This window comes from Pseudomonas sp. p50(2008) (assembly GCF_015351605.1).
Lineage (GTDB): Bacteria > Pseudomonadota > Gammaproteobacteria > Pseudomonadales > Pseudomonadaceae > Aquipseudomonas.
On record NZ_JACMYF010000003.1, the window covers coordinates 136195 to 153164 of the forward strand.

Consider the following 16970-nt stretch of genomic DNA (forward strand, 5'->3'; position numbering starts at 1 on the left):
AGATACATTCCGAACTCACAGTTTGGGGCCGCTTCGCGACCCAACGGGGACAAGTCCCCTCGCCACAAAAGCTCGCTCCCACATTGGTTTCATTGCCTGAACAATCTCAGATATTGGCGCGCAACACGGTCGTGGGTAACGCCTCACCACGCTCGGCACTCGCGGCCACGGCATCGATCAAACTACTCAACGCGTATCCTTGCGCCTTGAGCCAATCCTGATCGTAATAGGTGTCTGCGTAGCGCTCGCCGCCATCACACAAAATCGCCACGATCGACCCCGTCTCCCCCGCCGCCGCCATCTGTTGAGCCGCCATCAAGGCGCCAATCAGGTTGGTCCCGCTTGAGCCACCCACATGTCGCCCCAAACGCTGCGCCAGGTAATGCATGGCCGCCAGTGAAAGGGCGTCAGGCACCTTGACCATCGCATCGATCACCTTGGGCAGAAACGACGCTTCGACACGGGGACGTCCAATACCCTCAATCCGCGATCCGTGGTCCAGACGCAGACTCGCGTCCCCAGTCTGGTAGTAGTCGAAGAACACCGAGCGCTCAGCGTCGGCGCAAAGCACCCGGGTGCAATGCTGGCGATAACGCACATAACGGCCAAGGGTCGCGGTGGTGCCACCGGTGCCAGGACTGGAGATCAGCCAGCTCGGTTCCGGGTGAGATTCGAAACGCATCTGATGGAAGATCGACTCGGCGATATTGTTGTTCGCGCGCCAGTCGGTGGCTCGCTCGGCATAGGTGAACTGGTCAATGAAATGCCCATCGTGTTCACGCGCCAAGCGCTCGGATTCGGCATAAATCTGCGTTGGGTCGTCGACCAGGTGGCTCTTGCCACCGTAGAACGCAATTTGCGCAATTTTCTCTTTAGACGTCGTCGCCGGCATCACGGCAATAAATGGCAGGCCCAGCATGCGGGCGAAGTACGCTTCGGAAATCGCCGTCGAGCCGCTGGACGCCTCGATCACCGGAGCACCCGGTTTCAGCCAGCCGTTACACAGCGCATAGAGGAACAACGAACGCGCCAACCGATGTTTCAGGCTGCCCGTGGGATGGCTGGACTCATCCTTGAAATACAACTCGATGCCCGAAAACCCCGGCAGCGGCAAAGGGATCAGGTGGGTGTCGGCGCTGCGCTGGAAGTCCGCTTCAATGATCCGAATGGCTTCACGAGCCCACTGTCGGTTGTCGCTCATGGTGATTGTCTCGTTGGATCGGCAAGAGTCGGTCCTTTTGCAAGGTTCAGCGACAAGCTTAGGAAAAAACCTACATCGCGCACAGGTACAGCTGAGGTTCAATACACCCGGCAACTGCTAGGCTCAGTTTTTTCGCCAAGCATCCTAGCTGTAACGGTATATAACAAAAAAGAATATAACTTTTGTTTTAACAACTAACGGCACGGGTTACGGTGTGCCACCTTTCGAACCTTACATTGGAGAGTGACTTTGCCTCTGCGTAGCACATTCACACGCTTCTTTCAGTTGGAAGCTGCCAGCGGCCTGTTGTTGATCGCCGCCGCAGCGCTGGCGCTGATCATCAATAATTCCTCGCTGTCGTGGCTTTACACCAGCTTTCTGGAGACCCCTGTCGTTGCACAGATTGGTGCGCTGCAAATCGCCAAACCGGCTCTGCTGTGGATCAACGACGGCCTCATGGCGCTGTTCTTCCTGCTGATTGGCCTGGAAGTGAAGCGCGAAGTCCTCGACGGCCAGTTGTCAAAACCGTCGCAGATCGTCCTGCCAGGCGCCGCAGCGATTGGCGGCATGGTTGTCCCGGCGTTGGTCTACTGGTTCTTCAACCGTGACAACGCCGCAGCCCTCGATGGTTGGGCCATCCCCATGGCCACCGACATCGCCTTCGCCCTCGGCGTACTCGCCTTGCTCGGCAAGCGCGTGCCTGTGTCGCTGAAACTGTTCCTGATGACCTTGGCGATCATCGACGACCTGGGGGCAATCATCGTCATCGCGATTTTCTACTCCGGGACGTTGTCGACCTTGTCGCTGGCCCTGGCGGGCGCGTGCATCGCGGCGCTCATCGCAATGAACCGGCTTGGCGTGGTCAAGCTTGGGCCATACATGATCATTGGTCTGATCCTCTGGGTGTGTGTACTCAAGAGTGGCGTTCACGCCACCCTGGCCGGTGTAACCCTCGCGTTCTGCATTCCGTTGCGCACAAAAAATGCCGAACCGTCACCACTGCTGACCCTGGAACACGCCCTGCACCCGTGGGTGGCCTACGGCATCCTGCCATTGTTCGCCTTCGCCAACGCGGGCTTGTCCCTGAGTGGCGTGACCGCCGAAAGCTTCACCCACCATGTACCCATGGGCATCGCAATCGGCCTGCTGCTGGGCAAGACCCTCGGCGTCTACGGCCTGACCTGGCTGGCGGTCAAAACCGGTATTGCCGCCCTGCCCCAAGGGGCAAACTGGGGCCAGGTGCTCGGCGTGGCGATTCTCTGCGGCATCGGCTTCACCATGAGTCTGTTCGTTGGCTCCCTGGCATTTGAACCGGGCGTGAGTGAATACGCGGGGATGGACCGGATGGGGATTCTGACCGGATCGATACTGGCAGCATTGATTGGCTATGCGGTGACTGCGGCGGCAAGCCGTAAAAGCGCTGTGTTGCAGCCTTGAAAGGAATGAACGGACAACACTGACGAACGCAAATCATATCGTCCAATTGGTATGCGTTACTGCAAGTTAGCCGTCGCTAATCCCTGAAAAAGAAAAACCCCGACCAGTCGCCTGATCGGGGTTTTCTTTTGCCGTCTTCCGCTTAGTGCGAAACGCGGCTCGTGCCATCAACCGTGGCGATGCGCACACGCTCGCCAACACGGAACACTTCGTTTTCCTGAACCTGTTGCACGTAGGCGCGCATGCTGCCGTCGTCTTCGCGAACGGTGATTTCCACGCCCTGGGTGCGGGTCAGGCCTTCTTCAGTGGCCGAGCCCAGCAGGCCGCCGGCCACTGCGCCGATGACCGCTGCGACGATGCTGCCGCGACCGCCACCGATTGCACTACCGCCTACACCACCGACCACGGCACCTGCGGCGCCACCGATTGGGGTTTTGGTCCCTTCGATTTTCACCGGGCGCAGTGCTTCGATGGTGCCCATGCGAATCGTCTGCACGCGACGCGCTTCGTCACGGGAGTAGGAGTCACCGGTCAGGCTCGATTGGCAGCCGGTGAGCAACATCGCCATCGTGGAAAAGGAAGCAACCAACAGAACAGACTTACGCATAGCATCAACTCCAAAGGACAGGTATTCATTAAACTCCGCAGCATGACGCCTGTCACGGCATCGCCCGGATAAAAGTGGTTTGATTCAGGGCATGTACAGGCACCCCTCGAATTCACCACACAGTAGCGACAAATTACGAGATCTGCGCCACTGACCCAAGGATTTTCATGGATTACTTCATCATTGTCGTCACCACTGTCGCCGGTTTGTACTTCCACTGGTGGTTGTACGTGCGGATCAAACGCTGGATGGACCGTGATCTGGCGTTGGCCCTGGCCGGTGGCGATGAAGACAAGAAAGCCTACATGCTCCAGCAACTGGCGAACGCTCAAGCCAAGAAGATCAAGCGCCGGGACTTGCCGCAATGGCTGGAGGCCGCTGCGGCAGGGTATCCCGCTCGGTAGACTGCTTAGGGTGCCAGACGTTCAAGAATCCAGTCGGCGCCCTGCTGACGGTAGTTGAGGCGATCGTGCAGACGGCTCGGACGGCCCTGCCAGAATTCGATGCGCTCCGGTAACAGACGATAACCACCCCAGTGTTCGGGGCAATGAGGCTGAGTATCGCTGAAGCGTTGTTCGGTGTTCTTGAGCAATGCTTCCAGCTCGGCCCGATCGGCGATCACCCGGCTTTGTGGCGAAGCCCAGGCACCCAGGCGACTGCCCAGGGGCCGGACCTGATAGTAGGCATCGGACTCTTCGGGCGTGACCTTCACCACTCGCCCTTCGATGCGCACCTGACGCTCCAGGGCTGGCCAGAAAAAGGTCATGGCAGCGAACGGGTTCGCTGCCAGGTGCTGACCCTTGGCACTCTCGTAGTTGGTGAAGAACGTGAAGCCCTGTTCGTCCAACCCCTTGAGCAGCAGGATTCGGCAATGCGGTCGACCATCAGCATCGACGGTCGCCAGGGTCATGGCGTTAGCCTCCACTGGCGCCTGCTCGGTTTTCACCGCGTCGGCAAACCACTGATGGAACAGCCCGAACGGCTCGGCCGGGGCTTGCGCCTCGGTCAGGCCGTCCCGGGTGTAATCGCGACGCATATCAGCCAGGCCCTGAGTCATGGTGCATTCCTTTTAAATTAACGAATTACTTCTTTGTAGCATCAGCGGCGGCGACTTTCTTGTCAGTGGCTGCGGCTTTGGCGGGAGCGGTCTTTTTCGCCGGGGTCTTGGTTTTGGCCGGGGCTTTCTTTGCAGGCGCTTTGGCAGCGGCTTTCTTGGCCGGGGCTTTTTTCGCGGCCGGCACATCGGCTTTCTTCGCCGCAGGTGCTGGAGTCACTGGCGCGACCGCTGGCTTGACGTCTTGAGCAGCAACCATGCGAACGGGGGCCGGAGCAGGCATGTTGTACTTGCTCAATAACGCCACCATGGTGTTCTGCGGCGTTACCAACAATTCGACGCGACGGTTCAAGGCACGACCTTCAGTGCTGTCGTTGGCAGCACGCGGCGCTTCGCTGCCCATCCCGCGAAGCATCAGGCGATCACGCTGCAGACCACTGAGGCGGAAGATCGCCGCGACGGCCTGAGCACGTTCCTGGCTCAGTTTCACGTTGGCTGGTGCGGCACCGGAGGTATCACTGTGCCCGAGCACGAGGACGGCGGTCTTAGGGTCGACTTCGAGGATTTTTGCCACGCGGGTGAACGGACCGAGCGTGACGGGCAGCAGCATGGCGGGACGATCCGGATTGAACGAACCCTCTACCGGCGCAGTGACTACCAAAACGTTTTCCCGACGCTCGAGTTGCAGGTTGCTGTCCTTGATGGCCGTGCGCAGGCGCGGTTCATAGTCGTCGAGCCAGGCTTGAGTGACCTTAGGATCAGGCATCGGTACGACCTTGGCAGTGTTCTGCTCCTTGCCTCCAAACGGCCACCACCATTTACCACCGGCGTCGGCTTCAGCCTTGGCCACTTCAACAGGTTTGGCTTCAGGCTTCTTGTCGAGGACTTCTTCGGAGCCGAATGGCCAGTACCAAGGGTTAGCGCTTTCAGTTTTGGCGACCGGATTAGCGCTTTCTGCCTTGGCGACCGGAGTTGTTGCGGCAGGCTTCAGAGGGGCTGGTGCCGCAGCGGGTTCTTTTGCCGCGACTTTATCGGACGAACCAAACGGCCACCAACTGCCGCCATCTGCATCATTTTGTGGAGTCTGTGCGCAACCGGTGATAGCGAAGCACAGGGCCAGGGCGAAGGTTTTATTGGATGACATTGGATATCCACAAAATGAAGTAATAAAAAAATCAGGCCAAGCTGGCCCGCATAAACAGACGCTTTGAAACCGAAAAGGCTGTCAGGTTCCGATATCGGACCCCTTGAGCGGGTTTTACAGACAAGTGGCCAGTACTCGCACAAGCTTTTGTGCGCGTGGATCCATCAAGACGTACGGCCCCAGTGTATTTGTCACAAAACCGAAGGCCACATCATGTTCCGGGTCAGCAAAACCGATGGAACCGCCGGCGCCTGGATGCCCGAACGCGCGCGGGCCGAGGCCGTAGGTCGCGTTGGGAACATCCGGTTGATCGAGCATGCAACCCAGACCGAAACGGGTACGGGTCAACAAAGTCTTGTCTTCGCCGAGGCTGTGCTCGCGGGTCAGCTCATCGAGCATCTCGCTTTCCAGCAGGCTGCCGTCGAGCAAACCGGCGTAGAACCCGGCCAGGCTGCGAGCATTACCGTGACCATTGGCGGCCGGCTGCTGCATTCTGCGCCACTCGGGTTTATTGGTGCTGGTCAGCACGGACGGTGGATTGGTGAAGGCTCGCGTGGTCATGGCCGTCGGTTCGCGCATCGTCACTTGCAGCAAGCGCTGGGCCGCCGCATCGCCAACGTTGCCCTTACCGCGAGCGATGTGCGCCACGCGGTGGAATTCCTCGTCGGCCAGACCGACGTGAAAATCCAGCCCTAATGGCTTTGCGATCCGCGCAACGATGGATTCACCAGGACCCCGACCGTCGGCGCGACGCAGTAACTCGCCCACCAGCCAGCCATAGGTGATGGCGGCGTAGCCGTGACCGGTGCCCGGCGTCCACCACGGACTTTCGGCGGCCAGGGCATCTACCATGGTTTGCCAGTCGTAGAGAGCCTCCGGTGCGAGCAGTTCACGCAACGCTGGCAAGCCGGCCTGATGGCAGAGCAACTGGCGCAGGGTGACTGATTCTTTGCCGGCCGCAGCGAACTCGGGCCAATAGCGAGCGACGGGAGCATCCAGTTGCAACTTGCCTTCGGCGACCAGCTGCAGGGCAGTCACCGCGGTGAACGTCTTGGTGCAGGAGAACAGATTGGCGATGGTGTCGCTGTGCCAGGCTTCGGTGCCATCCTTGTCGGCGCTACCGGCCCACAGGTCGATGACGGTTTCTCCGCCGATCTGGATGCATAGCGCCGCGCCGCGTTCCTGGGGATCGTCGAACAGTGCAGCGAATGCCTCGCGCACAGCTTCGAACTTAAGCTCGTAATGACCCTGAATCTGCACCCGCAACTCCCCCGCATCAACGCTCTACAAAGTGGCCCGCATTGTTCCAGCCATTGATGGTTTTGGGAACAGGTGCGGGCCAGGCGGTCGACTGTCGTCTACTGTTGTGAACGCCTCAATGGCCATTCCCGGAATGCCCACCTGCATGACCAGCGCCCTGTCCGGCACCTTTGCCGGCATCGCCTTTGCGGCCGCCGTCTGTATCGTTACTGGCTTTATCGGCTGCGACCTTGGCCTTCTGTGCTTCCTTACCCAGTTGATCGACGGTCGCCAGGTTGCTTTTGCGCACACTGTCGACAAAGCCCTGGAAAGGCACATCGGTAATGCCTACCAGCCCGAAGTGACCGTTTTCGCCGTCCAGCAGACGACCGGTAACCGGCTGATCCAGATACTGGAACCAGTGGACCCCGACAATTGACGGCTCGCTCATCGCCTGTTTAAGGAAGTTCGCATAAGCCGGGCCACGGTCCTCTTCTTTTGCCAATTGCGTCACACCGCCCCAGAACGGGCCACGATCGGCCGAGCCAAAATTGAATTCGGTGATCAATACCGGCTTGTCCAGACTGCGCAACTTCTCGAAGTCATAACCGTCCTGCGGTTGCAGGGTGTACATGTTGAAGCTCACCACGTCGCAATACTGGGCGCAGGACTCCACCGCTTCCGGGGTGCTGATGGCAAATCGGCCACCGAGTAGAAGCTGATTGGGCGCGTGCCATTTCAGCGAATCGGAGATCGTCTTGAAGTAGGTATCGGCGAAGACTTTCTGGAAATATTTGAAGTCGGCTTCGATTTCCGGATGTTCGGCGCTTGGTATCGGCGGAACAAAGCCCGGATCTTCCATCAATTCCCAAGCCGGCAGATCAATACCCCAGGCCTTGGACAAGCCTGCCTGGTTGCGATATTTGTCCCGCAGTTGCTTGAGGAACGCACGCTTGGCGGGCACGTCGGTGGTCATTTTCAAGGTGCCATACGCCAGCGCATAGCGGGCCTTCGGATCGTCACCGGGACCGGCCCAGGCCAGTTCATTGTCGGCGAAGTAACCGATCAGCCATGGATCATCGCGGTGATCCCGGGCAGCAATGGCAACCGCTCGTTCCGTGGCCATGGCAAAACGAGGATCAAAAGGATCGGGCATACCGCCCCACCAGTCGCTTCCCGTACTGATGCTGGTGTAATCACCAACGATCGACAGCGGCAAGGTGTAGGGCACACGTTCAGAATCAGCCAGGGCCGGAGCGCTCCAGTTGCCAACCGTGTTGAAGCCCCAGGCTTGCAGCCGGTCCAGGGTGTGGCTGATCCAGCGGTTTTCATCAAGGTCGGCTTTGCAAGGCGCCGCCGGGGATTGTTCAACCGCTTTGGCGGCAGTCGCCTCCACCGCATCGGATTTGGCGGCTTCGGCGATACCTGATTCACCCACTGAAGGTGCTGCCGGTTGCTCTGCGGCCTTCTCGACCGTCGCCTCGACAGCGTCGGCTTTGGCCGCTTCGGCGATACCGGCCTTGGTGGTGCTGCCGAGCGCGCAAGGGTCGCCGTATAAACGCTGCAGGTTAGCGCCATAGAAATCGTACCAGCGACCCGAGTTGTAGCCACGTCCCTGATCCGCGCCATTACCACCGCGGTTGTCGCCTTCGCCGTAATGGCTGGCCAGCGGCTCATCGGGTTTTGGCAGGGCCTCGAACATCCACTCACGACCGGCGATGTACGTCTGATTGACGTCCGGGGTGACGGTGTTGACCCCCAGCGAATAAAACGGATGCCCTTCAGGCGTTACCAGATACCAACGGCCGTCGCGCTTTTCGGTACGGAAGAAACCACTGGCCTTGAACGCCGGCCCTTTGGTCCAGCCGCCATAAGTGTCCAGTGACGTCTTTTCGCGTTCCGCCAGCCAGGTTTTGAGCTGTTGCTGTTCCTTGCCGGCAGCGCTTTTCAATTGCTCATCGCTGCTGACTTTTTCCGGCCATTTGGTTCGGGTCGATTGACCGTAAGCGTCCACGAGATTGCCATAAGCCGCTTGAATGACCGGCTCAACGTCCTGAACACCGAAGCGTTCCAGCAGGATGCTCTGGGCGACTTTCGGCTGATCCATCGACAACGTCACCGACACCACCTGGCTGCGATCCAGCTCACCGGCACTGCTGGCCAGCAATACCCGCTGACCGTCGACCGTTATCGGCATCGGGGGGCCGGCCTTCATGCCAAGACTCAGCGGTGAACCCGGTTGCAACGGCACCAGCAGCGTTTGGGCAGGACCGGCTGGCAAGTCGACGCGGCTGATCAGGGTCTTGCCGTCGTTACTCTGGATTTTGACGTAGAGGGTCAGGGCCCAATTCATCGCGCTCTGAATCCGCAAGCTCATGACGCCCGACTGCGACCAGTCCCAGGCGCCACTTTGCGGCGTCAGTCGCAACGTCGGTTGCGCGACGGGATTGAACGTTACCCGGCGCAACACTTCGCCTTCGGCCGTTTGCTCAGCATTGGATTGCGGCAGGCTGGCGTCCTGAGTCGCCACCTGCACCACGTCAGCGGGACGCACAAAGTTAAACAGCGTCTGCTGGCCGGCAGGAGCCGCCAGCAAAGGGGCTGCGAACATCAGGGTAAAAACCGCTGGTAAAGAATGGCGCAGCGAACGGCGAATCATAGGAACGTAGTTCTCCCTAGCGACCTTCAATAGGCCAGTGGAAAAGCGATGGCAGAGAGATAGACAACGCGGCGGGCATAAATGCCCACCGGTGTATCAGGAAATTTCACGACGGAAAGGAGGCAACGCATTGAGGATCGCCTTGCCGTAACGCTGAGTGACCAGACGTCGATCCAGCAAGGTAATGGTGCCGCGATCCTCTTCGGTACGCAGCAACCGACCACAGGCCTGGACCAGTTTGAGCGAGGCGTCCGGAACCGAGATTTCCATGAAGGGATTACCGCCACGGGCTTCGATCCATTCGGCCAGGGCTGCTTCGACCGGGTCATCAGGCACCGAAAAAGGAATCTTGGCGATGACCACGTGTTCGCAATAAGCCCCAGGCAAATCCACGCCCTCGGCGAAACTTGCCAGGCCGAACAGCACGCTCGAATCCCCGCCATCGACCCGCGCCTTGTGCTTGTTCAGGGTTTCCTGTTTTGACAGGTTGCCTTGAATGAACACTTGTTTGCGCCAGTCGCGGTCGAGACCATCGAAAACGTCCTGCATCTGTTTGCGCGACGAGAACAGCACCAAGGTGCCGCGCGAACCTTCGACCAGTTGTGGCAAATCACGGATGATCGCGGCGGTATGCGCGGGCGCATCCCGTGGATCGGCTTTCAGGTCCGGCACCCGCAGCACGCCAGCGTCGGCATGATGAAACGGGCTCGGGACGACGGCAGTGACGGCTTTTTTCGGCAGGCCGGCGCGCATGCGGAATCGGTCGAATGTGCCGAGCGCGGTCAGGGTCGCCGAAGTAACCAGCGCGCCATAAGCCACGTTCCACAGGTTACGACGCAGCATCTCCGCGGCGAGGATCGGACTGGCGTTGACCTCGATGTCGAACAGCGAACCGCTTTCAGCCAGGGTCAGCCAACGGGCCATGGGCGGGTTGTCTTCCGGGTCTTCGGCAGTGAAGGCCGTCCACAACTCCCAGTTGCCGGAACAACGGGACAACAAGCTGCCGAACAGCGGATACCACTCTTCAGCCTGGTTGCTGGCGATGCCGATGTTGACCTCGCCATCCATGCCTTCTTTCAACAGTTCAGTGAGCCGGGTGAACACGTCAGTCAGCCGGGCGAACCCCTTTTTCAGCTCGACACCCATTTCACGCATGTGCTCGGGAATCACGCCGCCGACGAAGCGATGACGCGGCCGCTCGCGGCCTTCAACGTCTTCACCAGGTTTGAAATCGGCAACCTGTTCGCAGGCGGTGAACATGAACTGCTGTTGAGTCTTGATCTCCCGCGCCAGCTCCGGCACCTGCTCGATCAGCTTGCCAAGGTCACCCGGCAGCGGGTGTTGGGCGAGCAGCTTGGTGAGGTTCTTGGCTGTGGTTTCCAGCCAGTCGGCGGTGGAACGCAGGCGTGTGTAATGGGCGAAGTGACCGATGGCCTTGTCTGGCAGGTGATGACCTTCGTCGAATACATAGATGGTGTCACGCGGGTCCGGTAGCACCGCACCGCCGCCCAAGGCGAGGTCTGCCAGGACCATATCGTGGTTGGTGACGATCACGTCGACCTTGCCCATGCCTTCGCGGGCCTTGTAGAAGGCGCACTGGCCGAAGTTAGGGCAATGGCGGTTGGTGCACTGGCTGTGATCGGTCGTCAGACGCGCCCAGTCGGCGTCTTCCAGGGCGGTGGACCAACTGTCACGGTCACCGTCCCATTTATTGCCGGCGAGCTTTTCGATCATGCTGGTGAACAGCTTCTGACTGGCCTCGTCGACCTCGATCTTGAAGCCTTCTTCCTCGAATAACTGCGCCGTGGCGGTTTGCGCATGACCTTCCTGCAGCAGCATGTCGAGCTTGGACAGGCACATGTAGCGTCCGCGCCCCTTGGCCAGAGCGAAGCTGAAATTCAGCCCGCTGTTACGCATGAGGTCGGGCAAGTCCTTGTAGACGATCTGTTCCTGCAGGGCCACCGTGGCCGTGGCAATGACCAGACGCTTGCCAGCCGCTTTCGCAGTCGGGATCGCCGCCAGGCTGTAGGCCACGGTTTTACCGGTACCGGTGCCGGCTTCCACCGCGACAATCGCGGGGTCGCCACTGCGCCGGCCTTCGTCGTCGGTGTCGATGTCACCGAGGACTTTGGCAATTTCGGCGATCATCAGGCGTTGGCCGTAGCGCGGCTTGAGGCTCTTGGCCTCGAGAAAACGCGAGTAGGCGCCCTGAATCGTGGTTTTGAGTTCGGTGCTGATCATGGATTGTCGGGCGCAATAAACGCTGGATAAATTTTCAGTGGTTTGGTTCGGCGGCTATCATACCCCGCTAATTAATCCCGCGCAGAACGGAGTACCTCAATGACACCTTTTGGCATCGTTTACACCCTGCATGTCCTGTCCGCCCTGGTGTGGGTCGGCGGCATGTTTTTCGCCTGGATGGTCTTGCGCCCGGCCGCCGTGAAAGCGCTGGAAGGCCCTGCCCGGTTGAAGCTGTGGGTAGAAGTGTTCCAGGGGTTTTTTCGATGGGTCTGGATCGCGGTGATTCTGTTGCCGATCAGCGGCGTGGGCATGATTCATCTGCAGTACGCCGGATTTGAAGCCGCGCCGCGTTATGTACAGGTGATGATGGGACTCTACGTGGTCATGACGGCGCTGTTTATCAGGATTCAGGCGCTGATGTTGCCTGAACTGCGCACCGCCGTGACGGCTCAGGATTGGCCGGCAGGGGCTGCAGTGCTGGGGAGAATTCGTCGATTGGTGGGGATCAACCTGATCGTCGGGTTGGTGCTGGTGGCGATCGCTTCGGCTCGCCCGATGTTCTAAAGCAGATCCGGTCACTGTGGCGAGGCAGCTCGCTCCCTCACCACAGGGATTTGTCTTTCTTACAGACGCTGAACAGTCACTGTACCTGCGGCGCCCTCAGGCCCGGGCTGGCCGTCGGCGCCTGGACGACCGCTCTTGCCGCCATCGGCGCGATAGACGATGCAACCTTTTGACTTGCCTCCCGCACCCGGTTTTCCGCCAGGCCCCGCCAAGCCACCTGCACCGCCGGCTACCTGGACCTTGATCTGCTCAACCGGGTAATCACGCGGCACTTCCAACCGGATCATTGCCCCCGGCGCGCCCGCTTGACCATCGCTGCCGTCGCTGCCATCCGCACCACGACCGGCCTGGCCCCAGGTGCAGCCCGGTGCCTGACCATTCGCACCGTCAAGGCCGACAAATCCTGGCGCGCCCGCACCACCGCGAGCATCCACCACCAACTGTGGCGCATTCAGTGACTTGATCTGCACGTTCAGATTGCGACCCGAACGCGCGGCCTTGAGGTAAGTGCCCGGTGCACCCCGCGCAGTAATCTGGCTGCCTTCCGACAATTGGGCGCGGATGACCTTGAAGTCCAGCGCCTGCTCGCCAGGCACGATAGCGATGCGCGCGTCGCGTCCCAGGTGCAACTCGCCGACGGTGACCTGAGTCACGTTCGAAGGAATCAGCAAAGTGCCGTAGTCGGCGACTTCCAGACGTTCCAGCTGCAAGGTGCTGGCCGTATTGGGTAAACGCATCAGGGAGTTGGTTTCGACGCTTACCACTTGGGCGCAAGCCAATGGGCTGATGAATGCCGCGAGCAGACAGAGATTACGCATGGGAAGCCTTCGATACGGTGGGAGCTGGAATGGTTTGCAGGTGGAACACGCCGAAAAACAGAATCTTCAGGCGATCAGCCCAGGGATGGGCGCGACCTTTGAGGCTGCGATTGCACAGCAGCACTTCCAGAAGATGAAGGATTGCCAGCAGGCCGCCGGCCAGATTGACCAACACCTGCAGCGGATAAACAAACGGCGTGAGCGAATTAACCACCACCACGGCCCAGAACAGCAGGGTCAACAACTTCCCTAGTCCCCATATCACCTTCATACGCTCCCCCGCTGAGAATTATTCTTTGCGCGCACAGTAACGGCTTCCACGCGGGATAAGCCAGAGGGCAACGGAAAATTCTTCATGAGGGCCGCCGAATGGCCGTCCGGACGATCTGTTTTATCGCCAGACGGCTCTACTACGGGCCTCAGCGGTTGATGTGCAACTCTACGCGACGGTTTTTCGCGCGGCCCTCTTCCGATTCATTATCGGCAATCGGCTCGCTTTCACCCTTGCCTTCGCTGGTGAGTTTGTTTGGCGCCAGGCCCTGGCTCAACAGGTAATCCGCCACGCTGCTGGCGCGACGTTCCGAGAGTGCCTGGTTATAGGCGTCCGAACCGACACTGTCGGTGTGGCCGACCACTTTGATGCTCACCACGTCGGCGTTTTGCAACTTGGCCATCAGCGAATCGAGTTCGCTGCGTGCAGCGGGCGTCAAGTCGGATTTATTAAAGGCGAACAACACATCGTTCGCATCACTCAACGTGACGACTTCGGACTGCACGGGTTCGGCAGGTTTCACGCTGGCCGGGTATTGCGGCAGCGGGCAACCGTGATGTTCGACCGGAGTATTGGCGGGTGTATCAGGGCAGCGATCACGACGGTCGAAAACACCATCGTCATCTTCATCCCCATCCTGGGCGTAGCAGATCAGGCCGCCCGTCAGGATGCCGAGCGCTGCGCCACCTCCTGCCCAGCCGGCGCTTTCGATCGCGCCCAGGCCTCCGCCGACCAGTCCGCCGATGAGGCTGCAGATTGGCCAGGTACGTTGATTTAACGGGGCAGTGCCATCGCTGTGAGTTGCGCAACCGGTCAGCAGGCCGCCTAGCAGCAGAACCGGCAAGACGGTCCTTGTGAGAACACTCATTATGAAAGCTCCTGTGTTACCGGCCCATACCGGTTACACAGGAGTAAAGACACACATCCGCGACTGCACAAGCCGCGGAGTGCGAGGGGGGTCAGCGGTTGATTTTGATTTCCGTGCGACGGTTCATCGCGCGGCCGTCAGCCGTTTTGTTGTCAGCCACCGGCTGGCTTTCACCGGCACCGGTTACAGACACGAAGCTGGCACGTGGAACGCCACTCTGGATCAGGTAATCAACTACCGAGTGCGCGCGTTTATCCGACAGTTTCTGGTTGTAGGCATCGCTGCCCACGCTGTCGGTGTGACCGGTGACGGTCAGTTGCGCGGTAGAGGATTCCTGTTTCAGGCGAGAAGCGATTTTGTTGAGGACATCTTTATCGGAAGGCGTGAGCGTCGCTTTGTCGAACTGGAAGTGAACATCGCGAATGACGATGACTTCTTCCTTGACCACAACAGCCTCTTCGACAACTGGCGCTGGCACAGGTGGTGGGCAACCGTCGGCATCGACCTGCACGCCTCTAGGCGTACCCGGGCACTTGTCGCGGCTGTCCGGCACGCCATCGCCATCTTCGTCGCCATCACCGTGAACCCAGCAATAGGCCGCTGCCGTGCCGCCGATCAGCAGCGCGCCATACCCTGCCCATGCCGAGCTCTCGGTCGCGCCGAGACCAGCACCTACGACACCACCGACCGCCGCACAGGTCGGCCAGTCGGTTTTCTGCAAACCTGCGCAACCAGTCAACACACTGGTTAGCAGAACCAAGGGTAATGCTGTCCGAACTATGCTCATCTAGTTTTCTCCTGAGGGATCGGCTTAGAACCGATTCAGGGAGTAAAGACCGGAGTTTTAATCTCCGCCAGCATTAGGCCATAGCTGTTTTACGCCGTGATCACGGTTGATCGACGCTTTTACCCTGATAGAGCGCTAGGCCCGGACCTTCGGGCAGGCTAGTCTTGGCAGCTCTGATTGAGGATCTTCGATGATTGCAGGTATTTCTGCGCGCACGCCGCAACAGGCGCTGGCCGCTTTGCTGGATCGTTACGCCCCTGCGCGCCTTCTTTTGATTGGCGCCAGCGAGTTCCCCGCGCTTGAAGCCTTCAAGCTCGCGCACCCTGACAGCTGTGTCGCGCATGCCGCACCCGGTCAATTGCCGGCAGATCTGGCGTGCCGTCGGTTCGACCTGGCGCTGGTCGTCGATTGCCTGGAACACCTGCCCAAGCGCGATGGTCTGAATTTGCTGGGAGGAATCCGCAACCTCAATGCGAGCCGAATAGCGGTGTTGGCGGACCTGCCGGCCAGTGGCTGGCAGGAAACGGATTTTTTCTCCCTGGCCCTGCAAGCCAGCGAACGCTTTCAGCGTGACGAACAGGTACTGACCCTCTTCACCTACGATCTGCTTGACTATAAGCAAGTACCCGACTGGCTCAACTCGCGGTTTTGGGCCAATCCGGAAAACTTCGGGAAATATTGGTGGTAACGCAATGAGTACTTCTATTTGCCCTTGCGGCAGCGGCACCCTGCTCGATGCCTGCTGCGGTCACTATCATGCCGGCCATCCGGCCCCCTGCGCCGAAGCCCTGATGCGTTCGCGCTACAGTGCGTATGTGCTGGGCCTGATCGACTATCTGGTCGCGACCACCCTGCCTGCGCAACGCGAAGGCCTGGATCGCCAGTCCATCAGCAACTGGAGCGCGCAAAGCACCTGGCTGGGTCTGGAGGTGGAGAGCTCCGAAGTGTTCGGCGGTCAGCCGGAGCACGCATTCGTGACCTTTACCGCCCGCTGGCATGACAGCACGGGCGAACACAGCCACCGCGAGCGCTCATCGTTTGTGCAGAACGCTGCCCACTGGTACTTCATCGACCCCACCGTACAACTCAAGGCCGGTCGCAACGATGCTTGCCCTTGCGCCAGCGGGCAGAAGTTCAAGAAATGCTGTGCGAGCTACTTCGGCAGTTAAGACGAGAAACCTGTAGCAGCTGCCGAGCCTGCGAGGCTGCTGCTACAGGACGTGTTCGCAGGTTTGGCGGTTGTTTCAAGCTCAAGGAGACACACAACCATGATCACCCGGCGACTCGTACTCTACTTGGTGACGCTGAGTCTTGCGCTCGGGCTCGGCGGCTGTGCGTCATGGTTCGGCAATGATGAGCCCGAGCCCCAGTTGCATCTGGTCAAAGTTGAAGTCATCCGGGCCAAGCTGCTGGAGCAAAAATTCCTGCTGCACTTTCGCGTTGATAACCCCAACGACAGTGACCTGACGGTCCGAAGCCTTGAGTACCGCATTCATTTGGGCGACATGTTGCTGACTGAAGGCGAGAACGAGCACTGGTTTACGGTCGGTCCAAAACGAAGCGCTTACTTCAAGGTGCCGATCCGCACCAATCTTTGGCCGAAGATCCGCGATGTGGTGAAAATGCTGGAAAAACCCGACCACCCTATCCCCTATCGTCTGGAAGGAGAGCTGGAAACCGGTTTATTCATCGCGCACTACGTGCACGTTGCGCGCAATGGCGTGATAATCCCCGCCGATTTAATTCCGGAGTAAACCCGATGACCCAGCAACCCCACGTTCATGGCCCAGACTGCAACCACGATCACGATCATGCCCATCACGACCACCATGATCACGACCATGGCCATGTACACGGCCCGAACTGCGGCCACGCTCACCAGGAGCCTGTGCGCAACGCCCTGAAAGACGTGGGCCGCAACGATCCTTGCCCATGCGGCAATGGCAAGAAATTCAAGAAGTGCCACGGCGCTTGATGTGAAGTTCCGGGCGATATTCCCTATCGCCTGTTGAACCGCCTTCGCCAGCAGGCTCGCGCCCACATTGGATCTATGCCCTTGTAGGAGCAAAGCTTGCTCGCG

General features: G+C 59.6%; 18 protein-coding genes. 7 read left to right on the forward strand and 11 right to left on the reverse strand.

The window, feature by feature from the left end:
• Window positions 1-106: 106 nt before the first annotated feature.
• A complete protein-coding gene (locus tag H7698_RS09075; RefSeq protein WP_162438580.1) occupies window positions 107-1201 on the reverse strand; it encodes a PLP-dependent cysteine synthase family protein in 1095 nt (364 codons plus the stop codon).
• A gap of 249 nt (window positions 1202-1450) precedes the next feature.
• Here H7698_RS09075 and nhaA point away from each other — a divergent pair, with 249 nt between their 5' ends.
• Window positions 1451-2638 (forward strand): Na+/H+ antiporter NhaA, encoded by a 1188-nt coding sequence (gene nhaA, locus H7698_RS09080; RefSeq protein WP_194691188.1) that lies wholly within the window; start codon window positions 1451-1453, stop codon window positions 2636-2638.
• Between the two features lie 142 nt (window positions 2639-2780).
• Here the strand turns inward: nhaA and H7698_RS09085 are convergent, their stop codons facing one another.
• Entirely contained in the window at window positions 2781-3245 is a 465-nt protein-coding gene (locus H7698_RS09085) for a glycine zipper 2TM domain-containing protein (protein WP_020798113.1), read from the reverse strand.
• Between the two features lie 167 nt (window positions 3246-3412).
• On the opposite strand from H7698_RS09085, the gene H7698_RS09090 reads away from it, so the two are divergent.
• On the forward strand, window positions 3413-3649 hold the full coding sequence (locus H7698_RS09090; RefSeq protein WP_162438578.1) for a hypothetical protein: 237 nt from the start codon (window positions 3413-3415) through the stop codon (window positions 3647-3649).
• Window positions 3650-3654: 5 nt separating this feature from the next.
• On the opposite strand, the gene pdxH is transcribed toward H7698_RS09090, so the two are convergent.
• From pdxH to dinG, 5 genes are all read right to left on the reverse strand, one after another.
• Window positions 3655-4302, reverse strand: a complete 648-nt coding sequence (pdxH, locus tag H7698_RS09095; RefSeq protein WP_194691189.1) for a pyridoxamine 5'-phosphate oxidase — start codon at window positions 4300-4302, stop codon at window positions 3655-3657.
• A gap of 25 nt (window positions 4303-4327) precedes the next feature.
• Window positions 4328-5443, reverse strand: coding sequence for an OmpA family protein (locus H7698_RS09100; RefSeq protein ID WP_194691190.1), 1116 nt, complete (start codon window positions 5441-5443; stop codon window positions 4328-4330).
• Window positions 5444-5557: 114 nt separating this feature from the next.
• Window positions 5558-6703, reverse strand: coding sequence for a serine hydrolase domain-containing protein (locus H7698_RS09105; protein WP_162438575.1), 1146 nt, complete (start codon window positions 6701-6703; stop codon window positions 5558-5560).
• A gap of 115 nt (window positions 6704-6818) precedes the next feature.
• The gene (locus H7698_RS09110) at window positions 6819-9341 is read right to left on the reverse strand and encodes a beta-galactosidase (protein ID WP_194691191.1); all 2523 of its coding nucleotides are present in this window, start codon (window positions 9339-9341) and stop codon (window positions 6819-6821) included.
• A gap of 96 nt (window positions 9342-9437) precedes the next feature.
• Window positions 9438-11582: an ATP-dependent DNA helicase DinG gene (gene dinG / locus H7698_RS09115; protein WP_162438573.1), complete on the reverse strand. Its 2145-nt coding sequence runs from the start codon at window positions 11580-11582 to the stop codon at window positions 9438-9440.
• A 99-nt stretch (window positions 11583-11681) separates the two neighbouring features.
• Here dinG and H7698_RS09120 point away from each other — a divergent pair, with 99 nt between their 5' ends.
• Complete coding sequence (locus H7698_RS09120; RefSeq protein ID WP_162438572.1) at window positions 11682-12146, forward strand: CopD family protein; 465 nt, start codon at window positions 11682-11684, stop codon at window positions 12144-12146.
• A gap of 59 nt (window positions 12147-12205) precedes the next feature.
• On the opposite strand, the gene H7698_RS09125 is transcribed toward H7698_RS09120, so the two are convergent.
• From H7698_RS09125 to H7698_RS09140, 4 genes are all read right to left on the reverse strand, one after another.
• Window positions 12206-12964: a collagen-like protein gene (locus H7698_RS09125; protein ID WP_194691192.1), complete on the reverse strand. Its 759-nt coding sequence runs from the start codon at window positions 12962-12964 to the stop codon at window positions 12206-12208.
• On the reverse strand, window positions 12957-13235 hold the full coding sequence (locus H7698_RS09130) for a DUF1145 domain-containing protein (protein ID WP_194691193.1): 279 nt from the start codon (window positions 13233-13235) through the stop codon (window positions 12957-12959). Before H7698_RS09130 ends, H7698_RS09125 begins: the two co-directional genes overlap by 8 nt.
• 148 nt (window positions 13236-13383) lie before the next feature.
• Complete coding sequence (locus H7698_RS09135) at window positions 13384-14103, reverse strand: OmpA family protein (protein ID WP_194691194.1); 720 nt, start codon at window positions 14101-14103, stop codon at window positions 13384-13386.
• A 91-nt stretch (window positions 14104-14194) separates the two neighbouring features.
• Window positions 14195-14890: an OmpA family protein gene (locus tag H7698_RS09140; protein ID WP_162439062.1), complete on the reverse strand. Its 696-nt coding sequence runs from the start codon at window positions 14888-14890 to the stop codon at window positions 14195-14197.
• A gap of 190 nt (window positions 14891-15080) precedes the next feature.
• Here H7698_RS09140 and H7698_RS09145 point away from each other — a divergent pair, with 190 nt between their 5' ends.
• The 4 genes from H7698_RS09145 (at window position 15081) to H7698_RS09160 (ending at window position 16865) form a co-directional block, all read left to right on the forward strand.
• On the forward strand, window positions 15081-15578 hold the full coding sequence (locus H7698_RS09145; protein ID WP_194691195.1) for a DUF6231 family protein: 498 nt from the start codon (window positions 15081-15083) through the stop codon (window positions 15576-15578).
• A gap of 4 nt (window positions 15579-15582) precedes the next feature.
• Window positions 15583-16059: a YchJ family protein gene (locus H7698_RS09150; protein ID WP_162439064.1), complete on the forward strand. Its 477-nt coding sequence runs from the start codon at window positions 15583-15585 to the stop codon at window positions 16057-16059.
• Window positions 16060-16158: 99 nt separating this feature from the next.
• The gene (locus H7698_RS09155) at window positions 16159-16644 is read left to right on the forward strand and encodes an LEA type 2 family protein (protein ID WP_194691196.1); all 486 of its coding nucleotides are present in this window, start codon (window positions 16159-16161) and stop codon (window positions 16642-16644) included.
• Between the two features lie 5 nt (window positions 16645-16649).
• Complete coding sequence (locus H7698_RS09160; RefSeq protein ID WP_162439066.1) at window positions 16650-16865, forward strand: SEC-C metal-binding domain-containing protein; 216 nt, start codon at window positions 16650-16652, stop codon at window positions 16863-16865.
• The last annotated feature ends 105 nt before the right edge of the window (window positions 16866-16970 follow it).

Bases quoted from the DNA above. Each gene is read 5' to 3' on its own strand.
- H7698_RS09075 (WP_162438580.1), bottom strand. From the start codon at position 1,201: ATGAGCGACAACCGACAGTGGGCTCGTGAAGCCATTCGGATCATTGAA.
- H7698_RS09085 (WP_020798113.1), bottom strand. From the start codon at position 3,245: ATGCGTAAGTCTGTTCTGTTGGTTGCTTCCTTTTCCACGATGGCGATG.
- H7698_RS09090 (WP_162438578.1), top strand. From the start codon at position 3,413: ATGGATTACTTCATCATTGTCGTCACCACTGTCGCCGGTTTGTACTTC.
- pdxH (WP_194691189.1), bottom strand. From the start codon at position 4,302: ATGACTCAGGGCCTGGCTGATATGCGTCGCGATTACACCCGGGACGGC.
- H7698_RS09100 (WP_194691190.1), bottom strand. From the start codon at position 5,443: ATGTCATCCAATAAAACCTTCGCCCTGGCCCTGTGCTTCGCTATCACC.
- H7698_RS09110 (WP_194691191.1), bottom strand. From the start codon at position 9,341: ATGATTCGCCGTTCGCTGCGCCATTCTTTACCAGCGGTTTTTACCCTG.
- dinG (WP_162438573.1), bottom strand. From the start codon at position 11,582: ATGATCAGCACCGAACTCAAAACCACGATTCAGGGCGCCTACTCGCGT.
- H7698_RS09120 (WP_162438572.1), top strand. From the start codon at position 11,682: ATGACACCTTTTGGCATCGTTTACACCCTGCATGTCCTGTCCGCCCTG.
- H7698_RS09125 (WP_194691192.1), bottom strand. From the start codon at position 12,964: ATGCGTAATCTCTGTCTGCTCGCGGCATTCATCAGCCCATTGGCTTGC.
- H7698_RS09130 (WP_194691193.1), bottom strand. From the start codon at position 13,235: ATGAAGGTGATATGGGGACTAGGGAAGTTGTTGACCCTGCTGTTCTGG.
- H7698_RS09135 (WP_194691194.1), bottom strand. From the start codon at position 14,103: ATGAGTGTTCTCACAAGGACCGTCTTGCCGGTTCTGCTGCTAGGCGGC.
- H7698_RS09140 (WP_162439062.1), bottom strand. From the start codon at position 14,890: ATGAGCATAGTTCGGACAGCATTACCCTTGGTTCTGCTAACCAGTGTG.
- H7698_RS09145 (WP_194691195.1), top strand. From the start codon at position 15,081: ATGATTGCAGGTATTTCTGCGCGCACGCCGCAACAGGCGCTGGCCGCT.
- H7698_RS09150 (WP_162439064.1), top strand. From the start codon at position 15,583: ATGAGTACTTCTATTTGCCCTTGCGGCAGCGGCACCCTGCTCGATGCC.
- H7698_RS09155 (WP_194691196.1), top strand. From the start codon at position 16,159: ATGATCACCCGGCGACTCGTACTCTACTTGGTGACGCTGAGTCTTGCG.
- H7698_RS09160 (WP_162439066.1), top strand. From the start codon at position 16,650: ATGACCCAGCAACCCCACGTTCATGGCCCAGACTGCAACCACGATCAC.